Genomic DNA, 13,456 nt, shown 5'->3' with positions numbered 1-13,456 from the left:
GCGTCAAGGAAGGCGTCATCGAAGCGATGAAGTTCTTCACAAACGTCAAAACATATTCCCTGCCCTGGCCAGACTGATTGCCCGTCGGTATAAACAAAAAAGGACCCGGTCCATCTGGCCGGGGCCTGTTATGTATGGGTCAGCCCTGCACGACGTCCTGACGCTGAACGCCCAGCCCTTCGATACCAAGCTCTAGCTTGTCGCCCGGCTTCAGATAGGTCTGCGGGTTTTGCCCCATGCCCACGCCCGGGGGCGTTCCGGTCGAGATCACATCACCCGGTTGCAGCGACATAAATTGCGACAGGTGCGAGACAACGGTCGCCACACTGAAATGCATCGTTTTGGTGGATCCGTCCTGGTAACGGTGGCCGTTTACCTCAAGATACATCGGCAGGTTCTGCGGATCGGCGACCTCATCCCGTGTCACCAACCAAGGCCCGATCGGGCCAAAGGTGTCTGCTGATTTGCCTTTTACCCACTGACCCGAGCGATGCAGCTGGAAGTCACGCTCTGAAAGGTCGTTTACCACGCAATAGCCGGCAACGTGGTCCAGCGCCTTGGTCTCGGACACGTATTTCGCCTCTTTGCCGATAACCACGCCCAACTCAACCTCCCAATCGGTCTTAACCGAGCCCCGCGGGATTTCGACCGTATCGTTCGGGCCAATGATTGCGGAGGTGGCTTTGAAAAAGATAACCGGTTCGGCGGGCAGCTCCATGCCGCTCTCAGCTGCGTGATCGGCATAATTCAGACCGATGCAGATGAACTTGCCGACCTGACCGACACAGGCGCCGATGCGCGGTTTACCATCGACAAGAGGCAGTCCGGCCAGATCGAGTACGCGCAAACGCGCCAGGCCCTCATCGCTCAGCACATCCCCCTCGATATCATCAACGATGCCGGACAGATCGCGCATATTGCCGTCTCCATCCAACACTCCGGGCTTTTCCGCGCCAACCGGTCCATAGCGTAGAAGCTTCATTTCCTGTTCCTTTTCAACTCAGATGGTCCAACCGCCGTCGATGGCGAAAGGCTGACCCGTGGTGTAGTTGCTGGCATCACTTGCCAGATACAGCGCAAGCTCGGCCACTTCCTCGGCCGTTCCGATCCGGCCCATTGGCTGACGCGCAATGAAGTCCGTCATGGCTTGCTCATAATCGCCCGTGGCGCGCAGCCGGTCATGCAGGCTGGGACTGTCGACCGTGCCGGGGCAAATCGCGTTGCAGCGAATACCCTGGGTCACAAAATCTGCTGCCACCGACTTGGTCAAACCGATAACAGCCGCCTTAGAGGCGCAATAAGCAAACCGGTTCGGCACGCCTTTCAGCGACGACGCGACCGAGGACATGTTGATGATCGATCCTCCACCATTTTGAAGCATCGCTGGCAGGGTCAGACGGATAAGCCGGTACATGGCCTTGACGTTCAGATCGAAGCTGAAGTCCCAGTCCTTTTCCTCGCACTCCAAAATGGACCCGCCCGCAACATAGCCTGCGCAGTTGAACAACACGTCCAACGGCGGCAACCCCGCCGTGGCGGCCTGAACTGCTTTCGCGTCGGTGACGTCCAGTTTCAGGATCTGGATGCCGGTGATTGCCGCCAGTTCCGCCAGCGAAGCGTCATTGATATCGCAGGCAATGACCTGCGCGCCTTGCGCCGCAAAAAGCTCAGCCGAGGCGCGCCCGATACCCTGGCCTGCAGCGGTGATCAGGGCTGTTTTGCCGGACAGACGGTTGGAAGGAGAAGTCATCGCGTCTCTCACACCTGTTCGGGCAGAAGATCGGTTGGCAGGTTCTGATAGCAGACCGGCCTCAGAAAGCGACGGATCGACAGGGTGCCGACCGATGTCGCTCCGAAATTGGTCGATGCAGGGTAGGGGCCGCCATGTACCATGCTGTCACAGACCTCGACACCGGTGGGGAAACCATTGGCCAGCAAACGGCCCGCTTTGCGCTCAAGCATGGGCACCAGTTTGCGCGCCGTTTCCGCATCCTCTGCGTCCATATGCAAGGTGCAGGTTAGTTGCCCTTCGACTGCACGGGCGATGTCGGTCATCTGATCGACGTCGCGGGCGCGCACAATGATGCCAGTGGGGCCAAAGACCTCTTCGTGCAGACTGTCATTGGCCAGCCAATGGTCGCCGGAGACGACGAACAGGTTAGGGGCAGCAGTGCGGGGTGCGCTGTCTTTGCTGACTATTTGAGTAACCCCGGTCGCGTCGGCAAATTTTGCCACGCCTTTGCGATAGGCCTCGGAAATTCCACTGGTCAGCATCGTCTGCTCAGACGTTTCGCTCAAAGCGGACTGCGCCGCCGCCTGCAGGGCATCGGCATCCGGTCCGTCAACCACGACGGCGATACCGGGATTGGTGCAGAACTGGCCTGCGCCCATGGTCAGCGATCCCGCCCAGCCGGTGCCAATCTCGGCGCCCCGCGCCGTAGCGGCTTTGGGCAGAACAAACATCGGGTTGACCGAGCCCAGCTCACCAAAGAACGGGATGGGTTCGGAACGCTGTGCACAGATATCGAACAGCGCCCGACCGGCGCGCAACGACCCGGTGAAACCGACCGCCCGGATCAGCGGGTGTTGCGCCAGAGCCGTTCCGACCCCGATCCCGTCACTTTGGATCAACGAGAACGTACCATTGGGATTGCCGGTTGCCTTGACCGCGGCATCAATCGCCTGCGCCACGATCTCACCCGTGCCGGGGTGCGCCGGATGGCCTTTGACGATAACCGGACAACCCGCAGCCAATGCCGCCGCCGTGTCCCCACCCGCGACCGAGAACGCCAGCGGGAAGTTCGACGCCCCGAACACTGCAACCGGACCCAGGGGGCGCTGGATCATCTGCAAATCAGGGCGGGGCAGGGGCGCGCGATCCGGCAGGGCGGGATCGTGACGATGGTCCAGATACTCTCCGGCTTCAATGTGATCCGCAAACAGCCGCAACTGGCCTACAGTCCGGCCCCGCTCTCCTTGCAGCCGCCCCTCGGGGAGGCCGGTTTCCTGGCACCCGATCTCACTGATTGCATCGCCGCGTGCGTCGATCTCGTCCGCTATTTTTCGCAACAGCGCAGCCCGCTCGGTTCGCGTGGACCAACCGAATGTGGCAAAAGCATCTTCCGCGGCCTGAACGGCGGCATCCACATGCGCTGGCGTTCCCACGGAAAAGTCGTGGCTCGGCCCGTGTGCGGGGTCCGATGAAAAAGTAGCCTCGGCCCCGACCCATTCGCCGGCGATCAGGTGTTTTCCGGTCAACATGTTCTAATTTTCCTTAAATCAGCCCGCGCCGGGCGAGGTTTCGCATCAGGTGGGACGCCCCGAATTTCCATTCAGGGCATTCGGTCGACAAGCGCACCGTGTTGGTCAGCGCACCCAGCTTATCGCTTGAAATCGTGACGATATCACCCAGTTTATGAGTGAACCCTCCACCCGGAGTATCGCGATCCTGAGTCGGTGCAAAGAGGGTTCCAAGAAACAGCATCAATCCGTCAGGATACTGGTGATGCCGCCCGATGGTCTGGGCCACCAGATCGATCGGATCACGGCTGATTTGTGCCATCGAGGAATGGCCTTTCATCTCAAACCCGTCAGGGCCAGCCACGGTCAGCGTCAGCTCTGCAGTGCGGACGTCATCCAGCGTGAAACTGTCATCAAACAACCGGATCATCGGCCCGATCGCGCAGGACGCGTTGTTGTCCTTGGCCTTGCTTAGCAACAAGGCCGAGCGTCCCTCCACGTCCCGCAAATTGACGTCATTGCCTAACGTCGCGCCCTTAATCTTGCCCAATGAGTTGACGGCCAGAACTACTTCGGGTTCAGGATTGTTCCAGGTTGAGATCGGATGCAGGCCAACATCTGCGCCATGCCCCACCGAAGACAGCACCTGCGCCTTGGAGAACACCTCGGCATCCGGGCCGATCCCGACCTCAAGATATTGGCTCCAAAGCTCCTCAACGATCAGTGCCTCTTTGACCTGCGCCGCCGCGTCGGACCCCGGCACAATGTTGGTCAGGCTGTCACCGATGCGTGCCCCGATACGGGTGCGGATCGCCTCGGCCTTGGCCGGGTCACCCGCGGCTTGCTCTTCGATCACACGCTCGACCATGGAACCCGCGAAGGTGACACCGCAGGCCTTTACCACCTGCAGATCGCACGGGGCCAGCCACTGATGGTTTCCATCCTGCGGACCCAACGCCTCACCCGGTGCCGAGCGCGTATAGTTGGCGGCATCCTTCCGTTCCAGGATGTCGCGCACTGTTGGTGCCTCTTTGGAGGTGATATCAAACAGCTGTCCATCGCGCAGGGTCACGACGGAGGGGCCAACACCCGCGCGCTTCACGCGCCCCAACCACAAACCGCTGGTATCCAAATTCGGAAGTGTCATTTCAGTCCCTGAGGTTATAAGCCCGAGCGGCATTGCCCCCCAGCACCGCATTGCGTTCAGTTTTGGTCAGTGCGCTCAGCAACTCGTCAGTAGTGTCGAGCCAACGCTGATAACTGCTGGCCAATGTGCAGACCGGCCAGTCACTGCCCCAAATCAGGCGGGACGGGCCGAATGTGTCCAGCAGGTGATCGACATAGGGACGCAGATCATCGACCGTCCAATCCGGCGCGGCTTCGGTGACCATCCCGGACAGCTTGCACCAGGCGTCGGTGTCGCGGGCAAGGGCAGCGATGTCTTCAGCCCAACCGGAAATCAACCGGTCCTTGATCAGAGGTTTTGACCCGTGATCAATCACCACACGCATCTGCTGTTGGCGCGCCAACAGCTGGCGCAACGGACCGAGATGCTGTGGCAACGTCAGGGCATCAAAGGTGAGTTCGTGACGCTGCACTGCCTCAAATGCAGGGATCAATACCTCTCCTAACATCCAATTTGGATCCGGGATGTCCTGAATCATTGGCCGCAACCCAACCAGAGTCGAGTTCGCCGACAGCTTTTTAATCTGTGTCGGCACATCGGCGGCTGCGAAATCGACCCAACCGACCACACCTTTGATGAAATGGGTTTGATCGGCCAAAGACAGCATATATTCCGTCTCGGCCACCGTTGGTGCGGCCTGCACCAGAATCGTGCCTTCAATACCCGCCGCCTCGATAAGAGGGGCAAGATCGCCCGGTGAGAAATCGCGATAAATCGCAGCAAGTTCTGGCGTCAGCCAGCCGTAATCACCGCGTGCCAACGACCAAAAATGCTGATGTGCGTCGATCTTCATCCAACGACGCCCTTCTTGAGGATGATATTGCCGTACAGCCGTCGCTCACCCGTCTGAACGATTGCAAAGGCGTTGGCGGCACGATCATAGAAGGCAAACCGTTCCAACCCCTGAATGCGGGCGGGATTATCTGCGGTCGCATCAATGACGGTTTGAAAGTCGGCCACGGCGTCGGGCACCGCGTCCGGGTTCCCGACCACCTGCATGGTCAGCGCCGGATCAGGCACGAATGTATCCAGCGGCATCACGGACAGCACAGCCCGCAGCAACTCACTGGCCGAGGACCCGTCGGCGCGAATGCAAATCGGGCCAATGCTTGAGCCCGGAAAATTCGCATCCGCGATCACGATCTCATCCCCGTGCCCCATGGCTCGCAGGGTGTGCAGAAGATCGGGCGAGAGGATTGGATCGATGTTATGCAGCATTGGCGGCCTCAGCGGGCAGGGGTGCATCGGGACGGATCAGACCCTCGGATCGCAAATCAGACCAGAGACCTGGCGGAATCTTGCGGTTCAGCAAGGCGACATTGGCCTGCACTTCGGCGGCACTGACCGCGCCGGGGACTACGGTTTTGACGCTAGGGTGACCCAGAACGAACTGCAGCGCGGCTGCGATCAGCGGCGTGTCATGCGCGGCGCAGACCGCTTGGATCTTGCACACCCGATTCAGGATCTCCTCTGGTGCATCAGCGTAGTTATACTTGGCCCCCGGCACCGTTCCGGTGGCTAAGATGCCTGAGTTGTAAGGCCCACCCAGAATGATGCCCACATCACGTTCTTCACAGAGCGGCAGGAAACTGTCCAACGCTTCCTGCTCCAGCAACGTATACCGTCCGGCCAACAGAAAGCCGTCGAAATCACCCAACCCCAACAGTTTCTCGCAAACCTGCCATTCATTCACTCCGGCACCGATCGCAGCGACCTCACCTGCATCTCGCAGTTCGGCCAGAGCCTTGTAGCCGCCACCATCGAAAAGCTCGCGCACCTTGGCGTCCGACATCTCCTGACTGCCTTGACTGAAGACGCAAACGTCATGAACCAGCAGGATATCGGCATTGGTGACGCCGAGCCGGTCCCGGCTCGCTTCATAGGACCGCATTACACCGTCATAGGTATAATCGAACACGATGCGTTTCTGCGGCACATCCACAAAGGCTTCGGGGGTAACTTCATGCGGCTCGCAATCCAGCAGCAGGCGCCCGATCTTGGTCGACAGCTGGATGGATTCTCGCCCAAATCGGGCGATCGCCTCGCCAAACCGGTGCTCGGACCGGCCGAGTCCGTATTGCGGCGCGGTGTCGAAAAACCGGATGCCCGCATCATAGGCAGCCTGCAATGCGGCCTGCGCGTCCTCATCCGAGACTTTGCGATAGAGATTGCCCAGTGGCGCGCCACCGAACCCCATACGAGTCAGCGGCACGGGCCTTTTGGTGCGATGGTTCAGAAGTTCGATTTGTGAAACGGTCATCCTGCTTCCCGTGCTGCCTGGGTGGTGATGTTAAAAAGATGCGGTTGTTCCTGTATCAGAACCTCGATCCGCGGCATGAGCTGTCCCAGATGGTGCCGCATGGTCGCCTGCGCGGCCTGCTCATTGCAGTCCATAATGGCAGCGTGAATGGCGCGATGCTCTTCCAGAGTTTCCGCAACGCGCCCCGGCGTCGGCAGCAACAGCATCCGGGCGCGGCTGACTTGCAGCGATACGGTCTGCGCCACCTCGCCCAGACGTTTGAAACCGGTAAACTGCATCAGCAACGCATGGAATTCCTCGTCAGCCTGGTAGAACCCGGGAATATCCTCATCCTCGATCAGCAGTTCCTGCAGACGCATGTTCCGGCTGAGCTTCTTGCGCTGATCCAAAGTCAGGTCGCGCGCCACCTTGGCGACGGTCGCCAATTCCAAAGCCTCGCGCAGGAACATGCCTTCGCGGATTTCCGGCATCGAGAAATACGAGACCCGCGTTCCCGATTGCGGTACGACATCCACCAGACCCTCGGCGGCCAGCCGGGCAATCGCCTCGGTCACGGGCGCCCGCGAAACGTTCAACCGCTCGCAGATCGGCGCTTTTCTGAGTGTTGCACCGGGCGGAAAGTCCAATGACAAAATGGCCTGTTTGATCGCCTGATATACACGCTGCGCCAGCGAGCCTTCATCCGACGCAATATCGCGCAACAGCTGCGCGTCGATGTCCTGTAGTTTGCTCATAAGGTCGATCTATCATACTAACATGTTAGTTGACAAGTATGTGTTCAGGTTTTAGCAATCAGGGCAGTCAAGCGGGGACAGGATGCACGCAGACCATAAAAACAAGGCCTTCGGAACGGCGACACGTGATACGGTCAAGCTGAACCCAGATGATAATGTCGTGATCGCGCTGCGCGATTTGAACGCCGAAGACCGGCCAGCCGGCCTGACCACACCACTGACTGGCCCTGTCAATCGCGGGCACAAAATCGCCGTATCCGCGATTGCTGCCGGTGAGAGCGTTATTCGCTACGGGCAAATCATCGGACAGGCAAAAAGTGACATCAGCCCCGGCGATCATGTTCACGTGCACAATCTTGGTATGGGGGCGCATCAACAGGATTATGCCCATGCCAGCGTCAATACACCATTGGCGGCACTGAATGAAGGCCGCACCTTTCAGGGCTTTCACCGCGCCGATGGAAAGGTTGGAACGCGCAATTATGTCGGCATTCTGACAACGGTGAATTGTTCAGGCTCGGTCGCGCGTTTCATTGCCGAAGCGACTGAAAAAACGGGCCTGTTGGACAATTATCCCAATATCGACGGCGTAGTACCGATCGTTCACGGCACCGGCTGCGGCATGTCGGGTAAGAACGAAGGTTATGCGGCCCTGTTCCGCACCTTGGCTGGATATGCCCAGCATCCAAACTTTGCGGGCATTCTGCTGATAGGGTTGGGCTGCGAAGTCATGCAAGTCGCGGATCTGGTCGGCGGTCGTCCTATCCGGCAGGATGGTGCGCTGCGCTACATGACCATCCAGAACGAAGGCGGCACCCGCCGCACCATTGAGCGCGGCTTGCAAGAGTTGCGTGGTATTGCGGAACTGGCAAATCAGGCGACGCGCGCTCCGGCCCCGGTCAGTGCGATCACGGTCGGAATGCAGTGCGGCGGATCGGATGGGTATTCCGGGATCACCGCCAATCCGGCACTGGGATATGCATCAGACCTACTGGTGCGCCATGGCGGCACAACAATCCTGTCGGAAACTTCCGAGGTTTATGGGGCCGAGCATCTTTTGACCCGCCGCGCCGAGACACCGGAGGTCGGCCAGAAACTGATCGACCGCATCCACTGGTGGGAGGACTACACCGCCCGCAATGGTGGTGAAATGGACAACAACCCCAGTCCCGGAAACAAACGAGGCGGGCTGACGACCATTCTGGAGAAATCGCTGGGCGCAGTGGCCAAGGGCGGTACCGCTCCGATGCGGGACGTCTACAAATTCGGCGAGATAATCGACAAAAAGGGCTTTGTCTTTATGGACAGCCCCGGATTCGATCCTTGCTCGGTCACCGGTCAGGTGGCCTCGGGCGCTAATCTGATCGTGTTCACCACCGGGCGGGGTTCGGTTTCCGGCTATCAGCCGACCCCTTGCATCAAACTGGCCACCAACTCGGAAATGTATGCGCGAATGGCAGACGACATGGACCTGAACTGCGGGGATATCGTCACCGAAGGCATCAGCATCGAAGCCAAGGGCGAAGAGCTTTTTGAAATGCTGGTTCGTGTCGCTTCCGGAGAGAAAACCAAAAGTGAGGAACTTGGCTTTGGGGGCGTCGAGTTCGTCCCCTGGCAAATCGGCGCGGTGATGTAACCCGCGCTGCCCTTGGGGAGAGGGGCGATATGAGAGGAGAAATGGCAAAACTGGTCGACATGACGGGGATCGACAAGCATTTCCCCGGAGTGCACGCGTTAAAATCCGTGCAGTTCGACCTGTTCCCGGGCGAGGTTCACGCGCTGATGGGTGAGAACGGGGCCGGGAAAAGCACGCTGATGAAGATTCTGTCAGGGATTTATCAGCGCGACAGTGGCGATCTGGTCATCGAAGGTAAATCCGTCAGCCCGACCACTCCGCGCGAAGCACAGGATCTGGGCATCGGCATCATCCATCAGGAACTGAGCCTGATGAATGACCTGACCGTCGCGCAGAACATCTTTATCGGACGCGAGCCGCGCAAGAGTTTTGGTCGACTGGACGAGGCCGCACTGAACGCGCAAACCGCCGAAATTTTTGCCTCGATGAACCTGTCGCTGGAGCCAAAAACACTGGTTGGTAGCCTGACCATTGCGAAACAGCAGATGGTCGAGATCGCAAAGGCGTTGTCCTATCGGTCTCAGGTCCTGGTCATGGATGAACCCACAGCGGCACTGAACGATGCCGAGATTGCCGAACTGTTTGTCATCATCCGCCGCCTCAAGGCCGAAGGCGTGGGCATTGTCTACATCAGCCACAAGATGGATGAATTGAAGCAGATTGCCGACCGCGTCACCGTCATGCGAGACGGAGAATATGTTGGCACCGTGGACGCAGCGGAGACTCCGATCAGCCGGATCATTGCGATGATGGTGGGGCGCGAGGTGAACGAAAAACCACTGGACGTTCCGAATCTGGACGATGCAGAGGTGTCGCTGCAGGTTTCCGGCCTGACACGGGGAAAGGACATTCACGACGTCAGCTTCTCGGTTCAGAAAGGCGAAATACTGGGTTTTGCCGGGTTGATGGGGGCAGGGCGCACCGAAGTGGCCCGCGCCATTTTCGGGGCCGACCCCAAAGACAGCGGGGAGGTTCGGGTGCATGGGAAACCCGTGTCGATCAAGTCTCCCAAGGATGCGGTGAGCGCGGGGATCGGGTATCTGTCGGAAGACCGCAAGCACTTCGGCCTGGCAACGGGCATGAACGTGCGGGACAATATCGCTCTGGCCTCTATGGACCTGTTCACCGCGACGGGTGGGGTTCTGAACGACGGTGAAATCAGCTCCACGGCCAAAAGTTACATCAATCAGTTGGGTATACGTACTCCCTCGGACGTGCAGGAGGTACGGCTGTTGTCTGGCGGCAATCAGCAGAAGGTCGTCATCGCCAAATGGCTTCTGCGCGACTGCGATATCCTGATCTTTGACGAACCCACCCGTGGCATCGACGTGGGCGCAAAGTCCGAGATCTACAAGCTGCTCGAAGAACTGGCCGGGCAGGGCAAGACGATCATCGTGATCTCTTCGGAACTGCCCGAGATCATGCGCCTCAGCCACCGCATCGCAGTGATGTGCGAAGGCCGACTGACCGGCATTCTGCCCGGCGGAAAAGACACCACTCAGGAAGACATCATGCATCTGGCGACCCAACGCAAGGCGGCGATGCGGGTAACAGGGACAGTGCAATGACCACAGCCACGGATATCGACAAAAAGAAACCCCTTGCGGGTCTGTCGGAGAGCGGCGCCTATCAAAAACTGCTGGCGTTTGCCAGTTTGATTGCCCTGCTGATCGGGTTCTCGATCGCATCGCCGAATTTCATGCAGACCTCGAACATGATCGCCATTCTGCAGGCCACCTCGGTCAATGGGGTGTTGGCGGTGGCCGCGACTTTGATCATCATCACCGGCGGCATTGACTTGTCGCTGGGCACTCTGATGACGTTTTGCGCGGTGATCGCAGGTGTTGTGCTGACTTATATGGGGATGCCCTTGCTACTGGGCGTGGTGGCCGCCATCGCGGCAGGTGCATTGTGCGGCCTGTGCTCGGGAACGTTTGTGGCCAAGATGAAAATCCCGCCCTTCATTGCCACGCTGGGCATGATGTTGATCCTCAAGGGCCTGTCGCTAGTGATTTCCGGAACACGCCCGATCTATTTCAACGACACGCCGGGGTTTGACCAGATTTCGCGTGGGTCCCTGATTGGTGAGTTCTTCCCGGCACTACCAATCCCGAACGGGGTGCTGATCCTGTTCCTCGTGGCCATTGCGGCCTCGTACATTCTGGGCCGCACGGTTCTGGGGCGCTACACCTTTGCGCTGGGATCGAACGAAGAGGCGGTGCGCCTGTCGGGCGTGAACACCGACATGTGGAAAATGCGCATCTACGCGTTGGCCGGAGCCATCTGTGGCATCGCCGGTATCCTAATAGCGTCGCGCCTGAATTCGGCGCAGCCCGCGCTGGGTCTGGGTTACGAACTGGAAGCCATTGCCGCCGTGGTGATCGGCGGTACATCGCTGTCCGGCGGGCGCGGCACGATTTTGGGCACGCTGATCGGTGCGCTGATCATGGCAGTGCTGACCAACGGGTTGCGGGTGCTGTCCGTGGCACAGGAATGGCAGACCGTCGTAACCGGCGCGATCATCATTCTGGCCGTCTATGCCGACATGGCCCGACGAAAGAAATCCGGCTGAAGCCATTCAATAAAAGACAAAACAACCAAATGGAGGAGGAAATCATGTTTTCACGTCGATTTATTCTGGGGGCGATTGGTGCCGCCACGCTTGCAGCCCCGGCCTCAATGGCCATGGCCGAGGACATCTATATCCCGCTGGTCTCGAAAGGGTTTCAGCACCAATTCTGGCAGGCGGTGAAATCCGGTGCGGAACAAGCGGCCGATGAATACGGCGTGACCATCACCTTTGAAGGCCCCGACAATGAAACCATGGTGGACCGCCAGATCGACATGCTGGCGGCCGCACTTGCCAACAATCCCAAGGCCATCGGGTTTGCTGCGCTGGACAGTCAGGCCGCGATACCGCTTCTGAAACAAGCTAATGAAAAGGGCATCCCGATCATCGCCTTCGACAGCGGTGTCGACAGCGACATCCCGGTCTCAACCGCGACCACCGACAACCTGGCGGCGGCGGCGTTGGCTGCGGACAAGATGGCCGAAAAGATCGGCGGCAAAGGCAAGGTTGCCGTGGTCGCCCACGACCAGACAAGCCGCACCGGTATCGACCGTCGCGACGGGTTCGTGAATCGCATCGCCGAGAAATACCCCGATATTGAAGTTGTCACCGTTCAATATGGCCAGGGGGATCACCTTAAATCCACCGAAGTGACCAAAGCCATCCTGACTGCAAACCCCGATCTGAATGGCATTTTCGGAACTAACGAAGGGTCGGCCATCGGTGTGGTTAACGGAGTGCAGGAACTGGGTACCGAAGGGCTGGTGATCATTGGCTATGACAGCGGAAAAGCGCAGAAAGATGCGATCAAAAGCGGGTTGATGGCTGGCGCTATCACGCAGAACCCGGTTGGCATCGGCTATGAAACCGTCAAAGCCGCCGTCGCCGCCATGAATGGTGAGGACGTTCCGGCGTTGATCGACACCGGTTTCTACTATTACGACGCCTCAAATATCGACGACCCGAAAATATCGGCCGTTCTGTACGACTAACGACTACACCACTCACGGCGACCCGGCCCGCCTGTTTCAGGCGGGTCGGTTTCCGTTTGGCTTCGGTCAGCCGCACGCAGGCCTGCCGGTGCAATTCCGCCAGAGCGGACATATTCTCGTTTCGTATTTGTTGAACAAGTGTGTTAGGGTCCGGAATATATTTTCTGACTTAAATTAAAGGTAGTTGATCCATTGCCAGACAAATCCAACAGCTTATTCAAGCTGCGCCCCCTCGAGAAGGCGGATCTGGAGGTCATCACCCCCTGGTTTCAGGATATCGAGGACCTCGCCCGATTTGACCGCACATTACGCATTCCCTTCAATATGGCACAAACCGAAGAGGTCTGGAGCGGCTCGCTTAACCCATTTCGGAGCGACAACAGATGCTGGTTCGCTATCGAATCCAATAGCGGACAGATTCTTGGCATGGCGGGACTCGAGGCCATATCCCCGGTCAACCGGGACGCAATTGTTGCCATGTTCGTCGAAAAATCAGCCAGACGGTTAGGCTTGGCTATCAGAGCGACCGCTCTGGTTGCAGATTTTGCATTCCGCCAGCTTGGCTTGAACCGGCTTACCTCGTACTATCGGGAAGATAACCACATAAGTCGCGACCTCGTGGAAAAACTGGGGTGTCAGGTCGAAGGGACAATGCGGCAAGCTTGGTTCGCGGATGGAACATTCCACGACATGATCGTCGTTGGCATTCTCAGGCAAGATTGGATGGACAGGCGCCCCATCCTAGCAAACGAACTTGACCAGGCGACAGTCGTGACTCTCGGGTCGGACGGGATTTCAGGTTGGTCCTGGCCACCGCAAGTTGATGAGTGTGAGTAACG

The 13,456-nt window shown here is 58.7% G+C and carries 13 protein-coding genes; 5 read left to right on the top strand and 8 right to left on the bottom strand.

Annotated elements, in window-relative coordinates; translation table 11 throughout:
* Positions 1-139: 139 nt before the first annotated feature.
* From AC2FEE_RS24145 to AC2FEE_RS24110, 8 genes are read right to left on the bottom strand one after another with little or no spacing between them, the layout of a single operon-like run.
* Positions 140-982 carry a fumarylacetoacetate hydrolase family protein gene (locus tag AC2FEE_RS24145; RefSeq protein ID WP_496867991.1) on the bottom strand — a complete coding sequence of 281 codons (843 nt, stop codon included), beginning with the start codon at positions 980-982 and terminating at the stop codon, positions 140-142.
* A gap of 18 nt (positions 983-1,000) precedes the next feature.
* A complete protein-coding gene (locus tag AC2FEE_RS24140; RefSeq protein WP_496867990.1) occupies positions 1,001-1,750 on the bottom strand; it encodes an SDR family oxidoreductase in 750 nt (249 codons plus the stop codon).
* 8 nt (positions 1,751-1,758) lie between these two features.
* Complete coding sequence (locus AC2FEE_RS24135; RefSeq protein ID WP_496867989.1) at positions 1,759-3,261, bottom strand: aldehyde dehydrogenase (NADP(+)); 1,503 nt, start codon at positions 3,259-3,261, stop codon at positions 1,759-1,761.
* Between the two features lie 13 nt (positions 3,262-3,274).
* Positions 3,275-4,387, bottom strand: coding sequence for a fumarylacetoacetate hydrolase family protein (locus AC2FEE_RS24130; protein ID WP_496867988.1), 1,113 nt, complete (start codon positions 4,385-4,387; stop codon positions 3,275-3,277).
* Position 4,388: 1 nt separating this feature from the next.
* Positions 4,389-5,219, bottom strand: a complete 831-nt coding sequence (locus AC2FEE_RS24125; RefSeq protein ID WP_496867987.1) for an amidohydrolase family protein — start codon at positions 5,217-5,219, stop codon at positions 4,389-4,391.
* Positions 5,216-5,644, bottom strand: coding sequence for an RbsD/FucU family protein (locus AC2FEE_RS24120; RefSeq protein ID WP_496867986.1), 429 nt, complete (start codon positions 5,642-5,644; stop codon positions 5,216-5,218). Before AC2FEE_RS24120 ends, AC2FEE_RS24125 begins: the two co-directional genes overlap by 4 nt.
* Complete coding sequence (locus tag AC2FEE_RS24115; protein ID WP_496867985.1) at positions 5,634-6,686, bottom strand: aldo/keto reductase; 1,053 nt, start codon at positions 6,684-6,686, stop codon at positions 5,634-5,636. Before AC2FEE_RS24115 ends, AC2FEE_RS24120 begins: the two co-directional genes overlap by 11 nt.
* Entirely contained in the window at positions 6,683-7,420 is a 738-nt protein-coding gene (locus AC2FEE_RS24110) for a GntR family transcriptional regulator (protein ID WP_496867984.1), read from the bottom strand. The genes AC2FEE_RS24115 and AC2FEE_RS24110 overlap by 4 nt, the downstream gene beginning before the upstream one ends.
* Positions 7,421-7,502: 82 nt before the next feature.
* Between AC2FEE_RS24110 and AC2FEE_RS24105 the strand changes: the two genes are divergently transcribed.
* From AC2FEE_RS24105 to AC2FEE_RS24085, 5 genes are all read left to right on the top strand, one after another.
* Complete coding sequence (locus AC2FEE_RS24105) at positions 7,503-9,056, top strand: UxaA family hydrolase (protein ID WP_496867983.1); 1,554 nt, start codon at positions 7,503-7,505, stop codon at positions 9,054-9,056.
* A 41-nt stretch (positions 9,057-9,097) separates the two neighbouring features.
* A complete protein-coding gene (locus AC2FEE_RS24100) occupies positions 9,098-10,624 on the top strand; it encodes a sugar ABC transporter ATP-binding protein (RefSeq protein WP_496867982.1) in 1,527 nt (508 codons plus the stop codon).
* Positions 10,621-11,628: an ABC transporter permease gene (locus tag AC2FEE_RS24095; RefSeq protein ID WP_496867981.1), complete on the top strand. Its 1,008-nt coding sequence runs from the start codon at positions 10,621-10,623 to the stop codon at positions 11,626-11,628. The genes AC2FEE_RS24100 and AC2FEE_RS24095 overlap by 4 nt, the downstream gene beginning before the upstream one ends.
* A gap of 44 nt (positions 11,629-11,672) precedes the next feature.
* Entirely contained in the window at positions 11,673-12,617 is a 945-nt protein-coding gene (locus AC2FEE_RS24090) for an ABC transporter substrate-binding protein (protein WP_496867980.1), read from the top strand.
* Between the two features lie 192 nt (positions 12,618-12,809).
* Positions 12,810-13,454: a GNAT family N-acetyltransferase gene (locus AC2FEE_RS24085; protein ID WP_496867979.1), complete on the top strand. Its 645-nt coding sequence runs from the start codon at positions 12,810-12,812 to the stop codon at positions 13,452-13,454.
* The last annotated feature ends 2 nt before the right edge of the window (positions 13,455-13,456 follow it).

Source organism: Ruegeria sp. YTSC199 (assembly GCF_059609725.1).
This window is presented reverse-complemented; position numbering and strand designations above follow the sequence as displayed.